Annotated in this window: 26 protein-coding genes; 10 read left to right on the plus strand and 16 right to left on the minus strand. The window is 34.9% G+C overall.

Annotated elements, in window-relative coordinates; genetic code table 11:
* Window positions 1-71: 71 nt before the first annotated feature.
* The 4 genes from AMD00_RS06135 to AMD00_RS06150 all read right to left on the minus strand — a co-directional run bounded on the left by AMD00_RS06135 (window position 72) and on the right by AMD00_RS06150 (window position 5,474).
* Window positions 72-1,421: an FAD-binding oxidoreductase gene (locus AMD00_RS06135; RefSeq protein WP_053416165.1), complete on the minus strand. Its 1,350-nt coding sequence runs from the start codon at window positions 1,419-1,421 to the stop codon at window positions 72-74.
* Between the two features lie 238 nt (window positions 1,422-1,659).
* Window positions 1,660-2,175, minus strand: a complete 516-nt coding sequence (locus AMD00_RS06140) for a hypothetical protein (RefSeq protein WP_053416166.1) — start codon at window positions 2,173-2,175, stop codon at window positions 1,660-1,662.
* A 535-nt stretch (window positions 2,176-2,710) separates the two neighbouring features.
* Window positions 2,711-3,160: a hypothetical protein gene (locus tag AMD00_RS06145; protein WP_053416167.1), complete on the minus strand. Its 450-nt coding sequence runs from the start codon at window positions 3,158-3,160 to the stop codon at window positions 2,711-2,713.
* Between the two features lie 304 nt (window positions 3,161-3,464).
* Window positions 3,465-5,474, minus strand: a complete 2,010-nt coding sequence (locus tag AMD00_RS06150; protein WP_053416168.1) for a YhgE/Pip family protein — start codon at window positions 5,472-5,474, stop codon at window positions 3,465-3,467.
* A 141-nt stretch (window positions 5,475-5,615) separates the two neighbouring features.
* Here AMD00_RS06150 and AMD00_RS06155 point away from each other — a divergent pair, with 141 nt between their 5' ends.
* The 4 genes from AMD00_RS06155 to AMD00_RS06170 all read left to right on the plus strand — a co-directional run bounded on the left by AMD00_RS06155 (window position 5,616) and on the right by AMD00_RS06170 (window position 8,316).
* Window positions 5,616-6,491: a LysR family transcriptional regulator gene (locus tag AMD00_RS06155; RefSeq protein ID WP_053416169.1), complete on the plus strand. Its 876-nt coding sequence runs from the start codon at window positions 5,616-5,618 to the stop codon at window positions 6,489-6,491.
* Window positions 6,492-6,648: 157 nt separating this feature from the next.
* Window positions 6,649-7,425 carry a Cof-type HAD-IIB family hydrolase gene (locus AMD00_RS06160; protein ID WP_053416170.1) on the plus strand — a complete coding sequence of 259 codons (777 nt, stop codon included), beginning with the start codon at window positions 6,649-6,651 and terminating at the stop codon, window positions 7,423-7,425.
* Between the two features lie 19 nt (window positions 7,426-7,444).
* The gene (locus AMD00_RS06165) at window positions 7,445-7,915 is read left to right on the plus strand and encodes a DinB family protein (protein ID WP_053416171.1); all 471 of its coding nucleotides are present in this window, start codon (window positions 7,445-7,447) and stop codon (window positions 7,913-7,915) included.
* 137 nt (window positions 7,916-8,052) lie between these two features.
* Window positions 8,053-8,316 (plus strand): DUF3949 domain-containing protein, encoded by a 264-nt coding sequence (locus tag AMD00_RS06170; protein WP_053416172.1) that lies wholly within the window; start codon window positions 8,053-8,055, stop codon window positions 8,314-8,316.
* A 185-nt stretch (window positions 8,317-8,501) separates the two neighbouring features.
* Here the strand turns inward: AMD00_RS06170 and AMD00_RS06175 are convergent, their stop codons facing one another.
* Both AMD00_RS06175 and AMD00_RS06180 read right to left on the minus strand, forming a co-directional pair.
* The gene (locus AMD00_RS06175) at window positions 8,502-9,281 is read right to left on the minus strand and encodes a YqhG family protein (protein WP_053416173.1); all 780 of its coding nucleotides are present in this window, start codon (window positions 9,279-9,281) and stop codon (window positions 8,502-8,504) included.
* 84 nt (window positions 9,282-9,365) lie between these two features.
* Window positions 9,366-10,886 carry a DEAD/DEAH box helicase gene (locus AMD00_RS06180; protein ID WP_211258618.1) on the minus strand — a complete coding sequence of 507 codons (1,521 nt, stop codon included), beginning with the start codon at window positions 10,884-10,886 and terminating at the stop codon, window positions 9,366-9,368.
* A gap of 252 nt (window positions 10,887-11,138) precedes the next feature.
* On the opposite strand from AMD00_RS06180, the gene AMD00_RS06185 reads away from it, so the two are divergent.
* The 4 genes from AMD00_RS06185 to AMD00_RS06200 all read left to right on the plus strand — a co-directional run bounded on the left by AMD00_RS06185 (window position 11,139) and on the right by AMD00_RS06200 (window position 15,425).
* Window positions 11,139-11,564, plus strand: coding sequence for a YugN family protein (locus tag AMD00_RS06185; protein ID WP_053416175.1), 426 nt, complete (start codon window positions 11,139-11,141; stop codon window positions 11,562-11,564).
* 134 nt (window positions 11,565-11,698) lie between these two features.
* Window positions 11,699-12,796, plus strand: a complete 1,098-nt coding sequence (locus tag AMD00_RS06190; RefSeq protein ID WP_053416176.1) for an endospore germination permease — start codon at window positions 11,699-11,701, stop codon at window positions 12,794-12,796.
* A 24-nt stretch (window positions 12,797-12,820) separates the two neighbouring features.
* Window positions 12,821-14,278, plus strand: coding sequence for a spore germination protein (locus AMD00_RS06195; RefSeq protein WP_053416803.1), 1,458 nt, complete (start codon window positions 12,821-12,823; stop codon window positions 14,276-14,278).
* Window positions 14,271-15,425, plus strand: a complete 1,155-nt coding sequence (locus AMD00_RS06200; protein ID WP_053416177.1) for a Ger(x)C family spore germination protein — start codon at window positions 14,271-14,273, stop codon at window positions 15,423-15,425. The genes AMD00_RS06195 and AMD00_RS06200 overlap by 8 nt, the downstream gene beginning before the upstream one ends.
* A gap of 283 nt (window positions 15,426-15,708) precedes the next feature.
* On the opposite strand, the gene AMD00_RS06205 is transcribed toward AMD00_RS06200, so the two are convergent.
* A complete protein-coding gene (locus AMD00_RS06205) occupies window positions 15,709-16,824 on the minus strand; it encodes a PRK06851 family protein (protein ID WP_053416178.1) in 1,116 nt (371 codons plus the stop codon).
* Between the two features lie 270 nt (window positions 16,825-17,094).
* Complete coding sequence (locus AMD00_RS06210) at window positions 17,095-17,604, minus strand: YfiT family bacillithiol transferase (RefSeq protein WP_211258619.1); 510 nt, start codon at window positions 17,602-17,604, stop codon at window positions 17,095-17,097.
* Between the two features lie 148 nt (window positions 17,605-17,752).
* On the opposite strand from AMD00_RS06210, the gene AMD00_RS06215 reads away from it, so the two are divergent.
* The gene (locus tag AMD00_RS06215) at window positions 17,753-18,310 is read left to right on the plus strand and encodes an AAA family ATPase (RefSeq protein ID WP_053416179.1); all 558 of its coding nucleotides are present in this window, start codon (window positions 17,753-17,755) and stop codon (window positions 18,308-18,310) included.
* Window positions 18,311-18,398: 88 nt separating this feature from the next.
* Here AMD00_RS06215 and AMD00_RS06220 read toward each other — a convergent pair whose 3' ends face one another.
* From AMD00_RS06220 to AMD00_RS23155, 6 genes are all read right to left on the minus strand, one after another.
* Window positions 18,399-19,004, minus strand: a complete 606-nt coding sequence (locus AMD00_RS06220; protein ID WP_053416180.1) for a hypothetical protein — start codon at window positions 19,002-19,004, stop codon at window positions 18,399-18,401.
* Between the two features lie 286 nt (window positions 19,005-19,290).
* Window positions 19,291-19,905, minus strand: coding sequence for a hypothetical protein (locus tag AMD00_RS06225; protein WP_053416181.1), 615 nt, complete (start codon window positions 19,903-19,905; stop codon window positions 19,291-19,293).
* A 56-nt stretch (window positions 19,906-19,961) separates the two neighbouring features.
* Window positions 19,962-20,162, minus strand: coding sequence for a cysteine-rich CWC family protein (locus tag AMD00_RS06230; RefSeq protein ID WP_053416182.1), 201 nt, complete (start codon window positions 20,160-20,162; stop codon window positions 19,962-19,964).
* Window positions 20,163-20,201: 39 nt separating this feature from the next.
* The gene (locus tag AMD00_RS06235) at window positions 20,202-20,642 is read right to left on the minus strand and encodes a hypothetical protein (protein WP_053416183.1); all 441 of its coding nucleotides are present in this window, start codon (window positions 20,640-20,642) and stop codon (window positions 20,202-20,204) included.
* A gap of 230 nt (window positions 20,643-20,872) precedes the next feature.
* A complete protein-coding gene (locus AMD00_RS06240; protein WP_053416184.1) occupies window positions 20,873-21,253 on the minus strand; it encodes a hypothetical protein in 381 nt (126 codons plus the stop codon).
* A gap of 105 nt (window positions 21,254-21,358) precedes the next feature.
* A complete protein-coding gene (locus tag AMD00_RS23155; protein WP_157059184.1) occupies window positions 21,359-21,532 on the minus strand; it encodes a hypothetical protein in 174 nt (57 codons plus the stop codon).
* A 162-nt stretch (window positions 21,533-21,694) separates the two neighbouring features.
* Between AMD00_RS23155 and AMD00_RS06245 the strand changes: the two genes are divergently transcribed.
* A complete protein-coding gene (locus AMD00_RS06245) occupies window positions 21,695-22,009 on the plus strand; it encodes an antibiotic biosynthesis monooxygenase family protein (protein ID WP_157059185.1) in 315 nt (104 codons plus the stop codon).
* Between the two features lie 191 nt (window positions 22,010-22,200).
* Here the strand turns inward: AMD00_RS06245 and AMD00_RS06250 are convergent, their stop codons facing one another.
* A complete protein-coding gene (locus tag AMD00_RS06250) occupies window positions 22,201-22,788 on the minus strand; it encodes a hypothetical protein (protein WP_053416186.1) in 588 nt (195 codons plus the stop codon).
* 138 nt (window positions 22,789-22,926) lie between these two features.
* Entirely contained in the window at window positions 22,927-23,208 is a 282-nt protein-coding gene (locus tag AMD00_RS06255) for a phage holin (RefSeq protein ID WP_053416187.1), read from the minus strand.
* Between the last annotated feature and the right edge of the window lie 1,147 nt (window positions 23,209-24,355).

The raw sequence follows: 24,355 nt of genomic DNA on the forward strand, positions 1-24,355 counted from the left end.
TGTCGATTATACCCATTTGGTTATTTCGACGCCATTTATTGGATTTAAGATCTATTGATGTGTACTCTCCTTTATATCCACCTCTTATAAGGAGGTATACTCTGAGGAAAATTAAATACATTGAATGCATCATATTTTGTTTTCACTTCTCGAAGGCGTCTAAAATTATTTCCATAGTACGTTATTGGCCAATTTTTAATATATAGATCTGGAAAATTAACATAGTCTCCATCTGTAAAGGGAGATAATGTGTTTCTTATTTCTTCTACCCACCTAATATTTTGCTTTTCTTCTTCTGGATTTTCCCAAGTAGTAAGGTACTCTTGAGCAATGATTGCATTCCTATAAAAATAAGCCGTATCATAAGAATCGATTTTGCCTACTGCTCCACCCAGAGATTGGTGCCAAATGCTCGAATTTTTATTTGGTGCGTTTGCTAATAAATGCTTCATCTGATTGATTGCTTTATGCGGAAAAGGTTTCTCGATAAATGATCCTGATCTCTTGCGAAGTGCTGGTCGATTTCCACTTGGAACGTCAAAGAATCTTACCGCTTCAATGTACGGAACTTCTTTTACCCATACATTCGTTGGTGAGCCGGCAGTTGTAATAGGCTTTAGCAATTTTCTTAACTTGGATGTAGAACCAACAAATATGCCTTGAGAAATGATTTCTCCCGCTTCTTTTGATTTCAATTCAATCTGCGAAGTTAATTTTTCATCCGTGTGAGGTGCCCAGTTTTGCCATGCATCAAAGGCAACCTCAAGATCTTCCCACTTCCATGAAACAGAGAAGAGAGATACATTTGAAATAGCATGCAGTTTAAATGTTAGGAACGTGACAATACCAAAGTTACCCCCTCCTCCCCCACGACAAGCCCAAAATAGATCACTATTTTCATTTTTGTTTGCTTTAATCAGTTCTGCACCTTTATGTCCATCAGCTCTAACCATTTCGATTTCAATCAGATTATCACAAGTAAGTCCGAATGGGCGTGATAACATACCTATTCCTCCACCGAGAGTCAGGCCAACGATGCCCACACTGCCTTCTGTCCCTGCAGGTATGGTAAGGCCGTATTTCCATAGTTTTTTATATACTTTTCCTAAATCAGCACCGGCAGCTATTTTTGCCGTCATTGCTTCCTGGTCAATCTTAATTTTATTCATTTCACTGACATCAATGATTAAGCCATCATTGATTAATGAAAAATTCTCATAACTATGTCGACCGCTTCGTATCCGGAATGGTTCGTTATTTTCCCTTACCCACCTCAATGCATTTAATACGTCTTTCGTCTTTTGACAGAATACGATTTTACTCGGGAACTTTGGAATGCTTAAGTTGTTATTTATTCTTGCCTGTTCATAATCAGGATCATCAGGAGTAACAATTCGCCCTGTGAGCTCAGTATTAGCCAACTCATAACTCCTTTCTCAAATGAGATAGTGCAAGTGCACATGTAACATACTATGCAAAATCTTTGAGAAAGACATTTCCTTTGTAAGGCTCCTACTTTAACTGATTAATGTCTTAGAAAAAAACTACACCAGCAATTGATAGTAGTACATAACAATTGATGGTGTAATTCACTTATTTCTATATTTTCAGAAGTATAGCATTTTTTGATGAATAAGTTATTCGGCCAGTACTCCTTATTTATCTTATACCCGATTCTTCTGCCATTTTTTCAAGTTGGATATAAGCATCTTGATGTTTACAATAAACTGGAAAACTCAATTCGAAATTCCCTAGGATTGCCGTTTCAATTCCAGGAAAAAAGAAAATTGGCAACCAAATTTCTCTTGTTGAAAGCATTACAACTAATAATAATTCCTGTATGGTACTTACTTTAAAAGTGTTAGTTTTATAAGTGAGTAATTGAACTACTTTCTTTTTTTCCGCTTTGCTTAGATGATACCCATTGAAATGAGAAGGCTTAAGTTTATTAAAGTCTTCTCCCCAGAAAGTAGACATATGAATGTAAACTGGCATCTCTTGTGCCCAGTGAAAAGTTTTTATAAAAAAGTCTTTGAAATTCTTTTCATATTTTAATTGATGACCTTCAAATGAAGTAAGAAGTTCTGATGCTTCTTCTTCAGAAAGACAATAACTATAAACGTCTAAAAGACCAATATATTTGAACTCTTCTCTCGGATTTTTCATTTTCTTCAAGATCTAATCTACCAAATTCTTCAATTATGTATTTTATATCTACTTTACTTGCTTGTTCAATTGACAAAAAATTCACCTCATTTTGATTTACTCTGTCTAAACTAGACGATGGGCTGCCCAATTCAACAAAATACAAAATACGGTCTTCTCAATAAAGGAACCATTCACTATTTATACTAGAAATAGACACTAAGTAAGAGTCCCACTATGAATACTGAAACAAACCCAGATACTAAAATTAATAAAACTTTAACTCCTTGAGAGATCTCGTCGAACCTGGAGAAAAAATCATAGATGAGCCACATATAAGACGACAAAATTATTATAATAATGATTATCCTTGTAATATCTAAACTACTGAAATTGCTAAATGACTCACTAAAAGTATCCCTATAAAAAAAACATAAACATACAATAGAGTTTAGGAAAAATAGATATAGAAAAAATCTGATGTACTTCAAATTTGATAACCCCTTATAATTTTATATTTTACTTTTACATAAACTCTTTTACATAACTCAGCTATATAATCAATTCAATCCACGTCCGGATTCTCATCCAGTACCCAAGGAATTTTAGCTTCAAAATCTAGCTGAAGTACGGGATTCGGAAATCCAGTTGGAACAAACTGTAAATCTATAGAAAAACCAAAATTAAAATCTTTAATTTGAAATGTATTTGTAGCGTTCGAGTTAGACATAGTAGATAATTCTCCCTTTAGTAATCTACCTACAATATGATAACTCCCTATATATAATCGAAATTGTTCCTCATAAGGAAATTCAGATAGATGACTTGGCTTTGAGGGATCTATCCCCAGTTTATTAAATACGTCAAATACACAATTATCCAAATGTTGACTAGCCTCTCTATAATTATTGCAATAAAGACAACTACAATCTTCTCTCTCATTTTTATATAATTTTTTAGTCATTTCAACATCAACTTCTATTACCCAATCATAAATATCAATTGTTTGAATCATTAAACATTCCCTCCTTCAAAATTACACTAAATCCTTACTTCCTTCATAGTATAAGTAGACATCAAATCTAGTTCAATAATATAGTAATATAACTATAAACAGAAGTGAATTACGTATAATTTGCCATCAAATAAATCCAATTACCGCCAATAAATTATATTATACTAATGTTTTTAAAAAAATAAGTAGTTCACACTAAAAAGGTATTTGATTTTAACAAATGCCGATTTAATCAAAAAAACTACACCTCAAATTGTTAGACGTTCCTAACAATTGAGATGTAGCTCATTTAATTACGATTATTTTATACCGTTTTTCCTATTTCCGTAAGATTGCTCCGCTTATTGCTTAGTAAGAAAACTATCAGTGCTATGATCAAAAATGCCGCGATATAGCCAAATAGTACTCCGATACTACTCCAATATTGACTCCAGTTCTGAGTTGATATTACGCTTCTGAAGCCATTCACAGCATAGGTCATTGGTAAATAATTACTGACGAATTGAATGAAAGGTGATGACATCTGTAGCGGGAACGTCCCCCCTGAAGCTGCCAACTGGATAACTAACATAAATATCGCTGCTAATCGCCCTAATGCTCCGAATAAGGCTATTAACATAAATATACAAGTAGAATAGGTGAACGAAGCTATCAAACTAAAGAGAACAAACTTTGGAATGCTAAAGACTTCTACTTTGAATCCATAAAGGATTACAGCATCCACAATTAGGGTCTGTAAAATAGAAATAGATAGAATCAGTAATAATTTATCAACAAAATGATCCCATCCCGATACTCCCTCTTTTGCTTTTCTACTATAGTGAATAATATTCGCGGCAATAAGTCCTCCAACAAATAATCCGAGCGTTAGAAAATAAGGAACCATCGCCGTACCATAATTCGGAACAGCGTTAATCTGCTTTTCTACCACTTGAACAGGGCGAGCGAACATATCCATAGTAGAGGCTGTATTATTGATATTTGCAGAGTCTTCTGCAGCGCCTATGAGGCTGCTGGATAATTCTTCACTACCATCAACTAGTTTGATCATGCCTTTGCTCAAAGATTTTGTTCCAACCTGCAATTGACTACTCCCAGCTACAAGTGCTTGTATACCATTACTCACTTGATTAAATCCATTTTGCCATTTGTTCATGCCTTCTATTATTTGCACTGCGCCTGCGTTTAGTTGATCACTACCGGTGCTGACTAAAGAGAGTTTTGAACCGAACTGGGCCATACCTTCAATTAGTTGTCCCTGTTCTACATGTAAATTATTCAAGCTCTGCATTTGCAGGTTTTGGTTTTCCTGGGCCGTTTTTAATTGGGCCGTAAGTGCTTCGGCTTTAGTTAGAATCATCTGCAAATCCTGATTCTGTTGTTGATCAGAATTGTTCTGAACAAATTGTCTCAATTGTTCAGTTAGCTTAGTTGCATCAACTTGAGCTTGAGAAGTACTTCCTGCTGTCTTCTCTAACTCCGCATCTACAGCACCGATGCCTTTGTATACTAGGTCCTCTCCTTGTTCTAGTTTTTGTTGTGCCCCAGATAACTTGTCCATCCCCGTGGATAAATTTGCAGCTCCATCTTTCAAACCATTCATGCTTTGATGAAGTTGTTCTGCGCCATCAACAAGAGGCTTAACCCCGTTTGATAATTTAACAGTTCCTTCGGCAAGTGTACTTACTCCACCTTCGACAGCTTGCAGACCCGCCTTAGCCTTTTTAGTGCCCTCACCTAATTCGCTTGCTCCATTTCCAGCCTTAGCAAAACCATCTGACATTTGCCCTAGGCTATCAAATACCGCTTTTGTATAAAACTTTGTAATCTCACTACTTATCTCATCTTTAATTTTATCTACTGCTGTAGCTCCAATTTGACCAGAGATAAAATTATTTCCTGGATTTGTTTTGTATATTAACTCCGCTGATTTAGGGTTTTCTTCCATCAATGTAGTTACCTTTTGAGAAAAGTCATTCGGAATTTGTACAAGTATAGCGTACTGCCCGTTCTTTAATCCTTTCTCCGCATTATTGGAAGTTACAAAGTGAAAATCTAATGTTGGATCTTTCTTCAGATTATCCACTACATCTTCTCCTATATGGAGTGGCTTTCCATTCATCTTGTCACCTTTGTCTAAATTTACAACTGCTACAGAAAGTTTATCTAAATTCCCATAAGGATTCCAATAACCTAACAGAAACATTCCCGCATAAAGAAGGGGTATTACCAAAAGAATTGCTACAGCAACTCTAGCTTGCTTGTGCTTCACGATATGAAGCCAGTCCTTAATAAATAATTTTAATCCACTCACAATTTCGCTCCATTCTCTTTTAAGGAACTATTAGTTCCGTGGATTATATTATAAAGAGCATTCTTTATAGTGTATAATACATAATTACATATAATACATAGACTTGAGTCTATAAATAATATTAAAGGGGTGATATTATACATGGAATTTCTACAACTGTACTATTTTCAGACTGTTGCTCGCATGGAACATATGACAAAAGCGGCTGAGGAACTACGTATTGCACAACCATCGCTTAGTAAAACTATTGCTCGACTAGAGGCTGATTTAGGTGTACCCCTATTTGACCGCCATGGTCGACAATTGCGATTGAATAGCTACGGGAAGACTTTTCTTCAACGTGTGGACAGAGTGTTTATGGAAATTCACGAAGGCCGACGTGAACTTCAAGACCGAGCTGGACTTGATAAAGGAAATATCACTTTAGCCGTTTCTATTCCTAAATTGTTACCCGAATTGCTTGGTTCATTCTTAAGAGAGTTTCCCGATGTACTCATTCGCCAACGTATTGAATCTACATCAACAATGAAGCGCCTACTAGAGATTGGGGATATCGATTTTTGCATTACTTCAGTGCCAATAGAAGGACCTGAACTCGAATGGATACCTCTTCTAACGGAAGAGATTTTCTTAATTATTCCCTCGGAACATCCCTTAGCAGAACAAGATTCCATCCATTTAATTGAATTGAAAGATGAATCATTTATCAGTATGAACACCGGGTTTGGTTTTAGGGATTTAACAGATGCCCTTTGTAAGGAGGTCGGATTCATACCCAATATCACTTTTGAAGGCGACGATCCTGAAACGATTGGTGCACTCGTTAGACAAGGCCTTGGTATTGCCTTTATCCCCGCTCTATCCATGAACCGAATTACAAATCCGAAATTGAAATGTCTACAAATTAATGAGCCAAATTGCCAACGGACCATCGGCTTAAGTTGGTCTAAGCGTCACTATTTGTCTTTGGCAGCTCAGAGCTTTAGAGATCACGTTATACGATACTTTTTGAAGTGATTAGTCAATTTACTTTGTGATTCACAATAAAGGATCGAAATATATATTTTATACTTTGATAAAACAGCCTGTGATGAAAAATTACAAGCTGTTTTTGTTTTCCCTTTCCAGTTACAATAAATAGTAAGAATTCCCATATAAATAAAGGAGAATTATTATGACCTATAAGATTGTATTTTTTGACGTTGATGGCACACTTACTAATTATCAAGATGGCAGTATTTCAACAAGTACAAAGAAAGCTATACAGATGCTAAAAAATAGCAGTATTAGAGTAGTAGCTGCAACTGGTAGACCGCTATCAATGTGTGCAGAATTAATAGATTTAGGAATAGACACGTTCATTACAGCTAATGGTGCTTATGTAAAACATCAAGATCAAATTATACATAAAACCCCTGTTACAAGAGCTATTGTGAAAGAAGTAAATGAATTTGCTTGTGAAAACCAACACAGTTTATCATTTTTCACAGAAGTACTTTCAATGAATGGTATACAAAACCCAACTACTCTAAAAGCTTTAAATGAAACACTATCTTTAAATGAATTTCCGAATACAGATGAAGAAATTATTAACAAAGAAGTATATTTAATGTGTTTGTATGCGGATAAAAAATCGATAGAAAAATATGTTCATAAATTTCCACACTTAAAATTTAAAAGATGGCATCCCTTTATTCTTAATGTATTAGAGCAAGATGTATCTAAATCTATTGCTGTTAAGAAAGTTTTGGCACACTTCAATATACATTCATCCGAGGCAATTGCTTTTGGTGATGGGGAAAATGATATAGATATGCTCGAACTTGTTGGATACGGCATCGCCATGGGCAATGGACATGAGAGATTAAAGATGGTCGCAAATTTTATAACTAAAGACTCAAATGAAGATGGAATTGAATTTGCGTTACAGAAACTTGAACTTATCAAATAAAAAAGGAGGATACATTTATATGTACGAATTGTTTCAATATAATTGGCAAATTAGAGAAGAATGGTTCCAATGGTGTGAGACCATTCCAAATGAAGAACTTTTAAAGAAACGAGCAGGTGGCATGGGAAGTATTCTCAGAAATTTATTTCATGTTATTGACTGTGAACAACTCTGGATCAATCAAATGCAAGGAACACCAATTATTGAAAAAGATATCAATGAAATAATAAATTTGAATGCGATAAAAGAATTCAACGCTCTAACAAAGCCCATTACAGAGCATTTCATCAAATCGTATATTAATGAAGCTGAAGAGAAAATTCTCGTTTACCCACAGAAGAATGGTGATAAATTGCAATTTTCATATAATAAAATTCTTCATCACATCATTACACATGAAATTCATCATATCGGACAATTATCAGTTTGGGCTAGAGAAATTGGAAAGCAACCAGTGTCCTCGGACTTAATAATGAAAGATATATTTTAGACAATATGACAGTTCAACTAAAAAGCAAATAGTTAGAAATGAAGTGCATCAGAAATAGCATGCATGCGTATATATATGTATAAGTGAAGAGAAACCGACCTTTTTGAATAAACATTTATGAAAGGGGGATTTTTAAAATGGGTTTAAATATAACATTATGGATTGTTGCTGCTTATATTTTATTATCGCTGATTTTAGTCCCAATACAATATAATTACATTACACATTTAAAAGAAACCGATAAGAAAATAAAGGAATTGGGTTTAACGAAAGAAGAATATTATGAGAAGATGAGTTTCGAAACACAAGTTTTAACTTTTAGTGTACAAGGAAATTTATTGTTTTTGGGAGCAAACCTTTTCGCTACACTTTTGTATAATTGGAAGCAACGAAAGAATTGAACATTCAATTCGATATTTAGAGCTTAATAAAATGGGTTAACTTTTCTTCAACTTCATCCCCTTCTCTCTTCACACAAAAAAGTACATTACTACAGTTACTTAGTAATGTACTTTCATTTATTATAGGTGCATTTTAATAATCAAATTTCATCCCTTAGTTTCATACAAAATGGCATCAGTACTCATTATTTCAAATAAAACAACCCACCATTTATTACTTCGATTTTAATTCTAGGGTCGTATTGTTCCTCCAATGCTTGCTTCTCCATTTCGTAACTTTCCGGCTTATCTTCAACCCCATCATAAAAGTACTCTAATACTTGTTGAGCCTTATGCCATCTTTTGTTCGCTTCTTCAGCCCAAGTATGGTCATCTTGTTGAACGATATTTTCTATTGCTACATTTAATCGTTCTAAAGCGCGAATCGGTTTTATAATATAAGGCAGCTCAAATGCATTTTCCGGCATAGCTGTTACTAAATCCACTTCACTTAATGATTCTTGGAAGCCATCTAAAAGTTGGCCCGTCATTAGATTTAAGCCAAAAGAATACAGCATTTCTTTTGTTTGATCGCAGTAATATGACACTTTATAATTTACAGCAAGCCATGGAGTTAAAATGGTTTTTGTTTCAAGATGATTCACATTCTCAAACATTTGTACAAATGCACCTAACTCTTTGGTTGCTCGAAACAATTGATTGAGTCGAGGAGAACCGAAATGTACAACCTCTCCTTTAATATTGCCATCAAGCTTTGTTTGGTCTGTAATTAAAGTTAATTGTGCCGGACATGGTACACCGTTCGTGCTTTCTAAATATCTCCAATAGAAAGGACGGTTCATAATCCGTTTATCCATATCAATCGATAATTGTACAGTAATGTAATGGTCACTTTCATTTACAATATGACAATCGTTCTCTAGAAAAAAATCCCGTAAGTAACTATGAACTTGTTGCGGGAACATGTAAACCCTCCTCTGAATTCTCCTGATGCATCTTTTTCGGGCAAAAAACATTTACCACCGTTACTTTTTCTTTTACATGGACTTTTATAATGCAGATAAAATGTCATCTAATTCCCCTACTACTTTTTCAAAGACGTCAATTTTAACGTAGAGCATGTCCAATATATCTTTTTCAATTGTGTTATCTGTCACTAGATTATAAATTTGAACGTCATGTTCTTGTCCTAAACGATGGACACGGCCAATTCGTTGCTCTAACTTCATCGGGTTCCATGGTAAATCATAGTTTATGACATGATGACAGAATTGCAGGTTTATCCCTTCCCCTCCTGCTTCCGTTGCAATGAGGACTTGTGCATGTTCCTTGAATAAGTGCTTCATATAATCACGTTTACTTTTCTTGAATTTCCCATTAAAAAGAACACTTGTAATACCTTTTGAATTCAAATACCACTGCAAATAAGCCTGGCTTGCTCGATATTCGGTAAAAATAATAACCTTGTCAGTTGTCTTGGAAATAATCTCATAAGTTTTCTCCGCTTTCGAATTTACTTCCAATGCCATTAGTTTTTGAATGACTCCTTCAACGTGATCTTCCTCTTCTTGGTCACCACAATTTTGACGCATATTATTTAAGGTTAAGTAAGTGGCTTCCTTGCTACTACACATTTCCTTTTGCAAAGTAATCATTGAAAAAGCGCCCGAAAACGCGGAGGATACATCTTTTAAATCCAAAATCAAATTGTAAACTTCTCTTTCCTCGTCTGTAAATTGAATCGGGATAATCTGCACTTGTCGATTTGTCCATTCAATCCCTGTATCCTGCCTTCTATTTCTTACCATCACCTGGTTAACTAATTCTCTTAAATACTCATCGTGCTCTAAATCATGTTTGCTTGCTGAAAACGAGGACTGAAACATTTCGTAATTACCTAGATGTCCAGGCTTTAATAAAGAAATGAGATAAAACAATTCAAATACATCATTTTGAATAGGCGTAGCAGTTAATAATAGACAAAACTTCTTCTTTAAACTTTGGACAAACTCATAGATTTTCGTTTTATGATTTTTTAGTTTGTGTGCCTCATCAATAATAATCATGTCATAATCTTGAGCGTATATCGCCTCTCGATGAGGACTCTTTTTTGCCGTATCCATACTCATGACTACTATATCGTATTGATCTAACTGAATATTTTTTTTATATGCAATTACAGGAATATAAAATTTATAATTTAATTCTTCTACCCATTGATTGATAAGAGAAGCTGGGGCTAATATTAATGCTTTTTTCACAAGCCCTCTTATAAGATATTCTTTCAGTATGAGACCTGCTTCTATCGTTTTACCAAGACCAACTTCGTCTGCAAGAATCGCTTTTCCATTCATCCTTTCGATAACTGTTTCAGCTGCTTCTAATTGATGAGTTAGTGGTGTTAAGTTAGGTAAGTATTTTGGAGATTGGAGCCCCGAAAATTCAGTAATAAGGTTTGTTTTCACTACGTCGTAACTCATATTGTAGAGTTTCCAACTATCCCATTCACCATCACTCTCTAGTTTGTTTATGAAGTCTTCTTCCCACTTAGACGACCTTTCAATAATCATGATCATCACCTCTTGAGATTTTTTCTTACTTTATGTTGTCCCAAAAAGAAATACCTATGATTATTTATTTAAAAATAAAATTTTTTATGATTATTGAAATGAAAATAGATTATAAAATATACGTAGCTACAATTTAATCTCATGTTTTTTAGGATATACCTCTCTTCTATTTCGATTCCCGTTACTTTTTTGTATGAGATTCTTTATTTTGTAAAGAATAGTTATAATCTTTTTTAACTGGAGGGAATATGAATGATAAGACTACAATCCCCTATTGAAGGGAGAAAAACTCATTTTGGATATATTCGAGATATTTTCGAAGAATATGGTTGTGACTTTTCCTCGAATTTTGAGTATGATCAAGGACAATTTGATAGCATTTTATGGCGCGACGCTGGAGAGACGATATATTTAAGACTTCCTTTTATAGTATTAGAGGGCGAATTAGATCACTATGAAGCTTTAATAGCATTCGGTTCGCCTTATGTCATTAAACATGTTGTCAATATTGGATTAGACCGTGATGAAAATGCATTAGCTACCGTAGCTGGGATTAGTCAATTTCAAAAGCCCTTGGATAAAGATGGTCATATCGAAGATAAAAGTAGATGGGTCCAAGCCAGCGAAAATAAAATAGAAAAATTATTGTATTCTCTCGAAGAACCTTTAAGTTCCTAATAAAATTTGCAAACAGCTAAAACCACTTGAATCTACATAATTCAAGTGGTTCTATTTTTTTATTCTATAGTCCTTATAAACTTCCCCATTATTGGCAAAACTAATAGCTACCAATAGATGTTAGAGGGTGTAATGTGAAAAACATCGGTACAATTAGTATATTGCATGTCATATTCTTGTCGATGACCGTCATCGGTTTAAAAAATCATGTAACTATTATTCCGTCATTATTAAAAGTTGCTGAGAGAGATGGATGGGCTTCAATCATATTAGCCACAGTGGCACTTTTTCCTTGGCTGTTTCTCTTAGTTTATATTCATAAAAAATCAAAACAAGAGCCGATTAAAGATTGGCTAAAAAGTAAGATAGGCAAAGTTGGCTCTACTATAGTGCTATATATTATTGCCATTTACCTCATTATTATGGCTGCTTTTACGATGAGAGAAACTTTACAGTGGATTACAACTACCTTTTTACCTAAAACTCCTATGTTAATTATGCTGATAATATATACAATTCTTTGTATCTTACTTGTCACATCAAACTTACAAACCATTGCGATGATCAATGTAATGGTACTTTTAGGAGTAGTTATTTTTGGCTTTTTTGTAGCATTTACGAACATCCAAGTTAAAGACCCCCAATTATTGCGTCCTTTTTTTGAACACGGCTTACAACCCGTTTTCAAAGGAATGGTATATCCAGCTTCCGGATTTATAGAGCTCATCCTGTTGTTATTTCTTCAACATCAAATTAAAGGCAAAATTCGGTGGTACCATTTCGCGATTATGCTTTTTATTTTAATGGGATTAACATTAGGGCCACTCGTTGGGGCAATCATTGAATTTGGACCAACTGAAGCTGCTAAACAAACTTACCCTGCTTATGAAGAGTGGGGACTCATTTCAATAGGTCGTTTTATTGAACATCTTGATTTTCTTTCAATTTATCAATGGCTTACGGGTGCATTTATTAGAGTTGGATTACTACTATATGTTGTTGTAGATATTTTCAATTTGAACGGGAAGAAAAAGCGTATTTGGTTAACGTTAGCTCCTGCTTTCTTCTTTATTTCTTTATCATTATTCCTAATGAGTGACAGTAAGTTTCTTGAAATTAAGGGGCATTATTTATTGACTGTTACTTTTCTCTTCTTTTTAATACTATCTCTTTTCCTTGGTATTATAGCTTTCTTTTCAGGAAGATCAGCTAAAAAGGCCCAAATAAAATAATTTTCCAGAAAGTAGTGAAGGATGATGACATCAGCTAAAAAGACAATAGATCTAAATACCTTGAGGCAGTTATTTCAAAAGTCTGCGGATGTTCATTTTCAATCGTATACATTCAATCAACATAAAGTACACTTTATTACTTGTGATGCAATGATAGATCAACAGCTATTAAATGAAGTTATTGTCCAAAGAGTTCAAGAATTTCTATCTAACAACATAGATCAAACTTTGGATGAAGCCGTGAAAATTGAATTAATACTTCCTGATTTATTAAAAGTTGAAGATAAAGAAGATGCAATCTCACTCGTATTCTCTGGACACTTACTTCTTTTTTTTGAGGACGAGCTTCTTCTATACTCAAGTAATATTGCTAAAAAACCTAATCGAAATCCTGAAGAAACTCGAATGGAAATGGTTATCAAAGGCCCAAGAGATAACTTCATTGAAGATATTTCAGTTAATATTGCCTTAATAAGAAAGAGATTACCTACAAATTCATTATGCGTCGAGAAATTAGAATTGGGGGAACGTTCAAAAACTTCCGTAGCCATTCTCTACTTTGATGATATTGCCAATAAAGAAATATTGAGCGAAATCAAAAAAGAGTTAAATTCTGTCGATACAGATATTGTTTTTAGTGGAGATCTCCTAATGGAGCGCATTATTAAAAGCGGGATGCTCTTTCCACGGACAGATTATACAGGAAGGCCAGATCATGCGATTCAATCCCTTGTCAGAGGTCGTTTTATAATAATGGTTGATGGTGTAGCCTATGCAGTCATCACACCAGTGAATTTATTTTTACTCTTAAAATCTGGAGAGGATAATGAAAATACGATCATCTTCAGTTCATTTGAGCGAGTTCTACGAGTATTTAGCATTTTAATTGGACTGCTCCTTCCTGCATTTTGGCTCGCTTTAACTACTTTTCATCAAGATCAATTACCACTGCAATTACTAGCGACGATTGTACAATTGAATACTGGGCTTCCACTTCCTTCTGCGATTGAAATGCTCCTCATGCTCCTCATGTTTGAATTGTTTAGAGAAGCGGGCTTACGCCTTCCCTCTGCCATTGGAGGAACTATTAGTGTTGTTGGGGGATTAATAATTGGTGATGCAGCTATTCGAGCAGGTGTAACAAGTCCAGCAATGATTGTCATTATAGCCATTTCAACCATTGCAACATTTACACTAATCAACCAGTCCCTTGTTACTGCAGTAAGTGTTTTACGTATATGTTTTATAGTAGTTACTGCATTTTTTGGGTTATTTGGTTTTTTTATGTCACTTTACTTTACACTTTTTTACTTATCAAGTATTCGTACATTCGGAGTGCCATACATGAATATTTCCTCAGATTTAAGTTGGTCAACAATTAAAAAGACAATATTTAGACTTCCTCCAAAAAACTATAATGAGCGTCCAAATATGTTAGACCCTCTTGATAAAACACGGACAAAAGAGGATAAAAATGAATAAGAGAATATTGATTATTGCACTAATACTCTCTGCTCTACTTTCAGGTTGTTGGGATGTAGATGAACCTGAAAGGATGCTTTATATTCATGGTGTTGGAGTGGATTTTAAAGATGGTGAATACGAAGTATATGCTCAAATTATTGATTTTACCAATACTGCAAAAACCGAACAACCTGTTACTAACCCAGTACAATCGGAAGTAGGTCATGCTAAAGGTAAAACAATTGATGATGCAATTTTCAAGTTATATCATTCCATCGATCAAAAAGTTTTTTGGGGATTCTTTTCGTTTATCATTTTCACAGAGGAAGCATTAAAAGATGGGAGAGCAAATCCTATTATCGATAATTTCCTTCGTTATAGAGAAACCAGATATCAAATCTGGATGTATGGTACTAATGATGCTATTCAGGATATACTGTTAGCCACACCAATCATTAATAAAGCTCTTATATTGTCTAAGTTGGGTGACCCAGAAAATTCATATGAACAAGAATCATTTATAAAACCCATCAATTTCCGCGAGCTAATAATTGGACTAAATGAACCGAATCATGAAATTGCGATTCCATTTATATCTGTAAACAAAACGTGGGCGAACGAAAAAGGCGGAACAAATACCACAGCTTTATCTGGAGTTGGATTACTCTCTCCGAAAGAGTTTAAAGGGTACATGCCCGCAGATAAAATACGTGGATTACAATGGATGACAAAAGATACGAAACGTGGCGAAGTTACAGTCAAGATTGATTCTAATGACTCAGTAGAATTCACGGTAGTTGTAGATAAATTAAAAGTGAAAGTAAAACCCGTAGTTAGAAAGAGTGATGTAAAATTTGATATTGATTTAAAAATGAATGTCACTGTTAGTGAATTTCATGGTGACGTTTCGTCTGAGGAAATTAAAAAGGGGGTAATTAAAGAAGTAGAAAAAGAAGTAAAAGACACATACAAAGACGCATTAAATCAAAATACTGATATTTATCGCTTATCTGAGTACTTATACCGTAATAACTTCAAAGCGTGGAAAAAACACCAAAAAAATGGAAAAGTGGAGCTCAATGAGGATTCCATACAAAATATTAACGTAAAAATTAAAAAGTTAAAATCTCAGAGAAAATCATTTACTGAGACGATTGATAAATAATAAAGTCCAATACATCTGAAATGGAACGTTATCTATTTACACTGCTACAAATACTTGGATTTGTTAAAATGTGTTTAGTAGGGAGACTTTTATTCTTTGGGTTGTTGCTTAGCAATTCAATCTTAAAAGTAAGGGTTTCCCTCTTAGCATATTAAAAAAAGTTACTGGATTTCTCCAGTAACTTAATCTTATAGATTTTTCACATTAAAACTCAAACACTTTTAATTAAGATACATAATCTAACTGATCACCCAATTAAGATACGCGCTATTCATAAAATACGTTAGCTAAACTCATTAACAGATGAGCCTTCTACTAGCTCAATAATCGTGTTTTCGATTTCTTTTTGTATCCCTTCAACAATAGAAAAATCAACTGCTTCGTGATATATCGCTTCTAACTTATCATGCGATTTTTTTGCTTTTGCTAAACATGCTGTTCCCTCGTTCATTTTATTTCGGTATCGTTTGGAAATCCCCAAAATTTGCTCTTCATAAATTTCATCCGTTCTTGGAAAAACGGCAACATGATATAAATCAATTATTTCATCGCCTTCACGAGATGGAAAATATTCATGAGGTGCAGTACTGTCGAAAATCGCAATACCAAGTTCTCGGAGGATGACCATATCCAAACTATTTGGATCGAACCCACAATGATAGATTTCTACATCTAAGCCTCTTTCTTCAGCTGTAGAAGCTAATTTCTTCAGAAGGGTCGATTTTCCGGAACCAGGTCTACCTTTCAAAAAGTAACGCTTCCGAATGTTGTCAGTTAGATTTGGCACATAGTCTACAGCACCTATTGGAGTAGCTGCACCTAAAAAACGATGCCGGACATCTGCTTCCTTATTTAAATGAATTTCTCCAAAAAATGTTGTCTTTATTTCCTCAGTCAACACATTTAACTTTTCAAAATCCATATTGGCAATATAGATTTCTTCCCATTCATCATGAACTGCTAAAGCTTCTGCATAAGTATGATAAGCTTGCGCATACGCTTCATCTTTTTCATTCATCAATTGAATAATGTCATCTTTTTTTGTGCTAAGTTGTTGTGAATTCCACGCATTTCCTAGATTCACATACTCCTCAATTGCACCAGGTGCCTTAGGTTCTATGACATGCGGCTCCGTCCCATCAACTATTCCTATTTTTAATGCAGGAAAAATAACACCATCAACAGAATCTGAATCAGAAGCACAATGGATGAATTCTACATCATACCCTTTTTCCTGCCAGTCATTCGCAATATTCTTCATCAAAGTCGATTTCCCAGTCCCTGGACCACCTTTTAATATGAAGACCTTCTCTAATCCCGCAAAATTAGAATCATATAAGCTAAAGAAACCTCTTGCCGTATTTCCTCCAAAAAAATAATGTAACGCTTTTCCGCTCACCTTAAAAAAATCTCCTCTCTAACTAGAAGTTTTTCTATAGATGTAAGGTATGCGAAAGAAGAGATATAGGTGAATGCCTAGAGAAGATTGTTGGGGAAATTGAATTGAATAGCATATATAGCCTACTTTTCAGTCACCATGTAGGTTTGGAGTAAAGTTTAAAAACAAATAAACAACTGCTCATTATTTAACCGCAAACAAAAAGAAACTATTTTGAAAATAAGATTGTTCAAAATAGTTTCTTCTTCATTTATGTTAAATAATTTTTTATTACTTTAAAGCATTTTTTATATGAGCTAAATGGTGATTACCATGCCATGCATAAATACCAATGTTTTTCTCGAGCGATACAATACCAGAATCAGGATGTATAAATGCTCTTTTTAGTTGTTCATCAGTTACATTTTCAATTAAATGAACCCAACGCTCATGTAAGGATTCAATGATATTCAAAGAAGAGACGATGGATAATTTTGAATCAGGCAACCCCGCCCATTTCTCTTCAGCATAAGGTTTAATTATTGGATTTTCTTCTGTTAATGCTAATTTAAAACGGATATAAGCATTCATATGACTATCTGCAATGTGGTGGACAATTTGTCTAATAGTCCAACTACCTTCTCTATATGTATACTCTAGTTCTTCGTCACTTAAATGATGGACTACTTCCATTAATCTCATTGGCAACGTACGAATTTCATTTAGCCAAGACTTTATTTCTTCTGTTGAAATGTGTTCCGTACAAACGAATTCTCCTATAGGAAATCTTTCATTCATCATCTAGTTACTCCACCTTTTTCTTTATTTTTAATAACCGCATTAAATCCAATATTTGTTATATATTTTACATTTTTTACTGTACAATTAATATATCAATATTCAAGAAAAGTGCAGATTACCTTGAATTTTCAAGATTGGAGTTATGTTTATGAATAGATTAGTAATTATGACTGTAGGTAAAACCCATAGCGGTAAAACTACATTTGCAAAAGCTTTAGAAAATCAGATGTTTAACTCTGTTGTCATTGATCAAGATAAGCATGCTGAATTCCTTCAAATGAATTACCAAACACTATTACCGAAACAAGGAAAGAATACAATTAAATACGCTCTGACACAAACCATTGTTAATTATGCTGTTGCTGAAACAAATTGCCATCTTATTTTATCTAACTCAAATCGTAATCGAAAAGGACGCTTGAAACTACTCGAACAATTCCATAGCAAAGGATTTACGAGTATTCTTGTGAGTCATGATATTCCTGAACATGTTCTTAAAGATCGTGTTGCGAAAAGTAAGCGTGATACTTCCATACTAAGAACCGCATCAACTTTTGCTGAAGTGCTTACTCGACAGCACAATGAAACGAATCAAGATGATGTGGTCGCACCGATTGAAGGTGAGGCAGACCATTTATTTGTCATTAAAGATTCCACTGAAGTTGAAACGGTTATCCGAAAAATTGTTGATCTTGCTCAAATTTGATACAACACTTTCTTATGTCAACTATCGAAAGCGAAAATTAAGAATTTAAAATCGAATTAAACAACATTATTTACTCTATACATTTGCACTACTCCAAATGTATGACAATCTCCAGCCCTGTTACTTTAGCATTAAAGACATCGCTGTATTCTTTAAACACTAATGTCATCCCCGAAATGTCGTCAGGTAACGGTGGGGAAACAATGAATGTATGCACGATGTTCCCAGTCGATCCTGACGCTCTGTCTATTGGACAATCATAAGCTTGTCCAATAGACAACGCAAAATGATTATGATTTAAGTGAAGATTGATTCGTGTATCATTTGTTTCATTCCAATCGATGTTAAGATGGACAACACTGGCATTTTCAAACTGTCTTATAAACGTTACAGTGTAAAATTTCCCATCAACTTCAGCTGATTTCAAAACTGGTAGATGATTTCTAAACCCACTAGGTTCAACTTGAGGTTTAAAATATTCATGCATTCTAACTGTTCCAAATAACGAACTTAAATATTCTTCATACAAATCAAATTTTGTTGCCCATTTTGAGAGCACTTCATCAGGTGGAAAACCTGGATGGTCAATTGAAAGTTCCTTGCGTTGCTTTAGTAAAGTACAGATTTGTTCATCAATCGAGAAAAGCTGTTCATAATAGTTATTTGAAGATCGTTTAATAGCGTTTCGTTTCATCTAATTCCCCCCTCAATTCTATAATTTCTTTTAATCGATAATGATTTCATTTTATCTCACAAAGGAAATTATAGGAAGTGACCTCATTTATAATCATTACTCATGTATGCTTTATAATTAAAAAAGTTATCTAGAAAACTTATAAATTTATAATTTGGTCACTTTTATTTCTAGAAATAATTATTTTGAATAGCATATAAAAAATAAAAAAGTCGAATTCCAATGAAGTGAAGGAATCGACTTTTCTTTTATATTCAAAGTACCTATTTATGTATCAAATTCATAGTTATTTTTTTCGATGTCTTCTCATGATTACAACAGCTACCAAAAGTACTAACAATATTAATGCAATATATATTTGTTTATTATTTGTTACGTTTACAGAAGGTGTTTTTTCTTGCCCCTTAATGTTTTCTAAATCTAGTGTCACTTGTTCAGTAGGCTTCTGACCTTTTCCTAAAGCTTGAATATCCTCTTTCGCTCCCGATAAAGGCGCAGTTCTTGAACAAGCGTTAACTCTTAATTCTCCATTTTCCTCATATGCATATACTAAATATTTTTCATTTAAAGAGAATCCATAGCCACAACTGGCCGAACTCCTTTCTGTGTAAACAATGACTTGTGTTTGGTCAACACCTTTCCAGGATTTATCTACGTCAAATAGAATAGTTATTGGATCTGCAGAAGATTGTATTACATTATTTTTGTTCCTATCAACTGTGTCGATAACTTTACCTGAGAAAACTGCCGAACTGCCCTTTAAAGCTTCTTTTGGAGGATCAGGCTGAGAACATGAGCAAGCATACCCCTTATCAATGGGATAAATCAAAACACTAATAAACAGCATAACTATTAATATTACGATTCGTTTTTCATTTCTTTTCACAGTCGCTTTATTCAAATTGATTCCTCCTTCTGTATTTAGGTTACACTTTCATATTTTACAAAGTTGAAATCTTATTTTGTCTTACCATTTTCATCTCTATATGTATCTACACAGTTTTTACAAATACATTGTTTTCCCTTACTCTCTTGTGGAACTAAATCAAAAATGCCTTTAGGAAAGTTCTCTATATAACACCAGCACGTATTTTTACCTTCTATTCCTGCCATGCATTTGTTTTCCTCACCACATAAAGGACAATATTTTTCAGTCAATTTTCTCCCTCCTGTCTACTTCATAATTTAATTCAAAAATTAAATCTTATAAGAAGGTAAAGATTGTATCATTTCCTGATGGTACTTATTAAAATCACTTATATTGTTTTGCACAAAAAAATGCGCATTGTATTTTATGTGATCTATATACTCACTATCATTCATTTGTTCATACGCTTTGTCTTTTGTTAACGGTAAAAAATTTTCAACACTACCTTTTACCTTATACGTATTAGATTGAACATCGACCAATCCAGTCATGTAAATTCTATTCTTATATTGCACTGTCCCAATAAATTGTTTTTTCTTTAAATTAATATGTGGATAATTTATATTTATGCCGGTTGATTTATAAATTGTATAACCAAATTTTAAAAATTTAAATGATTTACGTTTCATAAACTCAAATATAGTCCAGACATTCATCATTACTGTAACGATTAGTATAATGGTTGCGATATTTTTACGGACTTTGTGCATTCACTATCCCCTACCCTCATTACAGTAATTACTGTATTTTACCATATAAAAAAGTCCACTTCCTGTAACATCAAGTATCGACTCTAATTTTTCACTCTTAGAGAAATGTTAGTCCAATAGTCAATGGCATAGTAAATTACTTGTCCAATCTGTTTAATATTTTAATTTCATTAAAAAACAGGCTTATATTTGCATATAAATCCTGTTTTTTTAGTTTGTTATTCAATTTCCTAACAACCTGGGAATCCTGGGGGTGCGAACCTACACCATGGCGGTCTTGGTGGCCTTGGGGGTCTCGGAGGATTTGGCGGAAACGGAGGTTGCGTGTTTTGACATAGCTGACCGGCTTGGGTAATGGTTTGTATATCTCTTGAATGTAGGGGTAGTTGTTGTGGAATGCCGTTAACAAATCTTGTAATCTGAACTCCACCGAAATTAGGATTTGTCATTGCATTTCCCCATTCACTAACAGAATCCAAACGAACATTACAATACAGTTGTCCGTTGTTCATCTGGATATCCACCATAAAACCTACATATCTTGTAAGTTGAACTGGATTCAAAAAGGTATTGATTGCCATTTTATTGCCGTATGGATCATAATAGAACATCTTCCCATCCCTCCTTTCTTCGTTCAATATTGTAAAATATTCGTATATACATAATTAGGAAGTTGTCCTTATTCAATTGATTAATACACCTAATGTGGTTACTTTTTATGGCATTTCGATTGCTGCTCTGTGATGTGGGATTATCTGCATAATAAAATTATCTGAAATACTCTTCATAAGCGTTACACTAGTCATATCTTTTATCATCGTATCCAAGATCTTATAGTACGCTCTCAAATATTGTTTCGTCACAATACTTAAGGGACAATTACTATTCATTAGGCGAAAATCTCCTTTTCGAATAGTGTATGTAGGTGTTTATGATGCTGTGTCATAGGTATTAAATGAGTGATTGGGTATTTCTGCAGTTATTCCTCTTTTAAATTCTCAATAGTATAATCAATAGATAATAGAATTTTATGTATGAGGGGACTGATAAGCATGGTTCATGAATCAAAGCGTTCGCATTATGCAGTTATTTTTTCGAGCCAACGAACTGAAGGTGATAACGGCTATGGTATTATGGCAGAGAAAATGGATCAACTAGCTAGCCAACAGCCTGGTTTCCTAGGAGTAGAAAGTGTTCGCGATACTTCAGGATACGGGATTACTATTTCCTATTGGGATAGCTTAGAGGCAATCAGCAATTGGAAAAAGAATCAAGCACATCAAGTTGCCCAACAAAAAGGGATAAACGATTGGTATCAAAATTACAGCGTAAAGATTTGCAAAGTTGAGCGCGAGTATATTAAGTAATTTACTATCCTTTGTATTAATTGAATTATAGAGAATTATTTAAAGTAAAGATTGGTTTTACCCTAAAAGGTGATCAAAGATATATCAGCTCTACTCAAATTGAATGAATTAACTTTTCCTCGCATATAAAAAAGCGCTGAATTTCAGCGCTCTTTTATATTTTAACAAGGAGGAATTCTACTAATCTATTTTTACTCTTCTGACAAAAGTACCGTAATATTTACATCGTTAAAGATGATTATGATTTTATTTGAAAGGTCGTAGTATTTTAAAGCATCAGTATATGTTGGTTCTTTTTTTATAAATTGTCCTTTAGATAGCTGGATTTCCATGTTTCGAAGTTCATTAAAAGTTGTAAATATTTCTCCATCTATTAGGTTATTTTCTTTTAATAGGCGAATGTCTTTATGTGAAAATGTTACTTCATCATTTAACTGGTTGATACACAGTCGTTGTACAGTAGTTTGTAGTTCGTTTTCTACCATTCCCCAAATCATTGAAATCGACTCGCCTGGTGATTCTTTTGCAATTCTGAGAATTTCACCATCCATACTATCAAGTTCAAAAAGTTTGTTCGCAATTAGGTCAGAGTTATTTAAATTCTTTTCTAAATGTTCTAGTTTTTTTCCAAAATCCAACTCTATATTATTGAAAGAAAATTTGGTGAGATTCATTAGTATAAAACCTATTTGCTTTCTAAACAGTAGTATAGCCAGTAGTATGACAATTGGCCAAATCATATCATCAATTAATGCAGCAACAAATTCTGTTATATTCATAGTACCCCTCCCATCTATAAATGAGGCTTCGATTATTAGAGGTATTATTATTTTAGAAGTTCTATTTCCTCCTCAGTTTAATGTATTAATTAAATCATTTTTTGTGTGGTCAACTTGTACCGATTTTTTTCAGGATTATTATTTTTCATCACATTTTACTTTTGTATATCGGAGAGCTTGTTTACTATCACTTATGCCACTCGTTGTCGGATCAATAACAGAATTATAAACAGCAACGATCACCGTAAATAAAACAAAAGGATTTGAAATAGCTTGAAGTAGGACATCATATAATTTTGGCCAAGTACTGACATCCTCCCCTGTAATACCGAGATATCCCCCTATTGATGAAGCAACTGCCAAAAACATATGAAACCAAAATTGCGGGTTTTTAAATCGAATTTTCCAGTTTATTCTCATTTCCATCCCCCTTTAGATAGTTATACATATGTTCCGGTTGATGCTTTCTTGCTTGGAAGTATGATAATTGTGGAGTGTTTGCGTGATTTTGTGTTACTAGGGCTTGGCTTTAGCGCTACTCGGGCTCCCTTTGTCGCTACTCGGGCTCTTTTTGGCGCTACTCACTACCTCTTTGGCGCTACTCGCTACCCCTTTGGCGCTACTCACTCTCCCGTTGGCACTACTCGCTCCCTTTAGCGCTACTCACTACCCCTTTGGCGCTACTCGCTTTCTCTTAAGCGCTACTCGAGCTCTCTTTGGCGCTACTCGCTCCCGCTTTGGCGCTACTCACTCCCGCTTTGGCGCTACTCGCTCCCGCTTTGGCGCTACTCACTCCCTTTAGCGCTACTCACTACCCCTTTGGCGCTACTCACTACCCCTTTGGCGCTACTCACTCTCCCTTTTGCACTACTCGCTCCCTTTAGCGCTACTCACTTTCTCTTTAGCGCTACTCGAGCTCTCTTTGGCGCTACTCGCTCCCGCTTTGGCGCTACTCACTCTTTTTGGCGCTACTCGGGCTCCCTTTAGCGCTACTCGCTCTCCTTTTGGCGCTACTCGCTACCCCTTTGGCACTGCTCACTCCCTTTAGCGCTACTCGCTACCCCTTTGGCGCTACTCGAGCTCTCTTTAGCGCTACTCACTTTCTCTTTAGCGCTACTCGCTTTCACTTTAGCGCTACTCGAGCTCTCTTTGGCGCTACTCGCTCCCGCTTTGGCGCTACTCACTCTTTTTGGCGCTACTCGGGCTCCCTTTAGCGCTACTCGCTCTCTTTGGCGCTACTCGCTACCCCTTTGGCGCTACTCACTTTCTCTTTAGCGCTACTCGCTTTCTCTTTTAGCGCTACTCGAGCTCTCTTTGGCGCTACTCGCTCCCGCTTTGGCGCTACTCACTCTTTTTGGAGATACTCGGACTCCCTTTAGCGCTACTCGCTCTCTTTTTGGAGATACTCGAGCTCTCTTTAGCGCTACTCGCTTTCACTTTAGCGCTACTCGAGCTCCCTTTGGCGCTACTCGAGCTCCCTTTGGCGCTACTCGAGCTCTCTTTGGCGCTACTCGCTCCCGCTTTGGCGCTACTCACTCTTTTTGGCGCTACTCGGACTCCCTTTGGC

The sequence above is a fragment of the Viridibacillus arvi genome, from assembly GCF_001274945.1.
In the GTDB taxonomy this organism is placed as follows: Bacteria; Bacillota; Bacilli; order Bacillales_A; family Planococcaceae; genus Viridibacillus; species Viridibacillus arvi.

Coding starts and splice junctions, on each gene's coding strand:
- AMD00_RS06145 (WP_053416167.1), bottom strand. CDS start 3,160: ATGATTCAAACAATTGATATTTATGATTGGGTAATAGAAGTTGATGTT.
- AMD00_RS06155 (WP_053416169.1), top strand. CDS start 5,616: ATGGAATTTCTACAACTGTACTATTTTCAGACTGTTGCTCGCATGGAA.
- AMD00_RS06160 (WP_053416170.1), top strand. CDS start 6,649: ATGACCTATAAGATTGTATTTTTTGACGTTGATGGCACACTTACTAAT.
- AMD00_RS06165 (WP_053416171.1), top strand. CDS start 7,445: ATGTACGAATTGTTTCAATATAATTGGCAAATTAGAGAAGAATGGTTC.
- AMD00_RS06170 (WP_053416172.1), top strand. CDS start 8,053: ATGGGTTTAAATATAACATTATGGATTGTTGCTGCTTATATTTTATTA.
- AMD00_RS06175 (WP_053416173.1), bottom strand. CDS start 9,281: ATGTTCCCGCAACAAGTTCATAGTTACTTACGGGATTTTTTTCTAGAG.
- AMD00_RS06180 (WP_211258618.1), bottom strand. CDS start 10,886: ATGATTATTGAAAGGTCGTCTAAGTGGGAAGAAGACTTCATAAACAAA.
- AMD00_RS06185 (WP_053416175.1), top strand. CDS start 11,139: ATGATAAGACTACAATCCCCTATTGAAGGGAGAAAAACTCATTTTGGA.
- AMD00_RS06195 (WP_053416803.1), top strand. CDS start 12,821: ATGACATCAGCTAAAAAGACAATAGATCTAAATACCTTGAGGCAGTTA.
- AMD00_RS06200 (WP_053416177.1), top strand. CDS start 14,271: ATGAATAAGAGAATATTGATTATTGCACTAATACTCTCTGCTCTACTT.
- AMD00_RS06210 (WP_211258619.1), bottom strand. CDS start 17,604: ATGATGAATGAAAGATTTCCTATAGGAGAATTCGTTTGTACGGAACAC.
- AMD00_RS06215 (WP_053416179.1), top strand. CDS start 17,753: ATGAATAGATTAGTAATTATGACTGTAGGTAAAACCCATAGCGGTAAA.
- AMD00_RS06220 (WP_053416180.1), bottom strand. CDS start 19,004: ATGAAACGAAACGCTATTAAACGATCTTCAAATAACTATTATGAACAG.
- AMD00_RS06235 (WP_053416183.1), bottom strand. CDS start 20,642: ATGCACAAAGTCCGTAAAAATATCGCAACCATTATACTAATCGTTACA.
- AMD00_RS06240 (WP_053416184.1), bottom strand. CDS start 21,253: ATGTTCTATTATGATCCATACGGCAATAAAATGGCAATCAATACCTTT.
- AMD00_RS23155 (WP_157059184.1), bottom strand. CDS start 21,532: ATGAATAGTAATTGTCCCTTAAGTATTGTGACGAAACAATATTTGAGA.
- AMD00_RS06245 (WP_157059185.1), top strand. CDS start 21,695: ATGGTTCATGAATCAAAGCGTTCGCATTATGCAGTTATTTTTTCGAGC.
- AMD00_RS06250 (WP_053416186.1), bottom strand. CDS start 22,788: ATGAATATAACAGAATTTGTTGCTGCATTAATTGATGATATGATTTGG.
- AMD00_RS06255 (WP_053416187.1), bottom strand. CDS start 23,208: ATGAGAATAAACTGGAAAATTCGATTTAAAAACCCGCAATTTTGGTTT.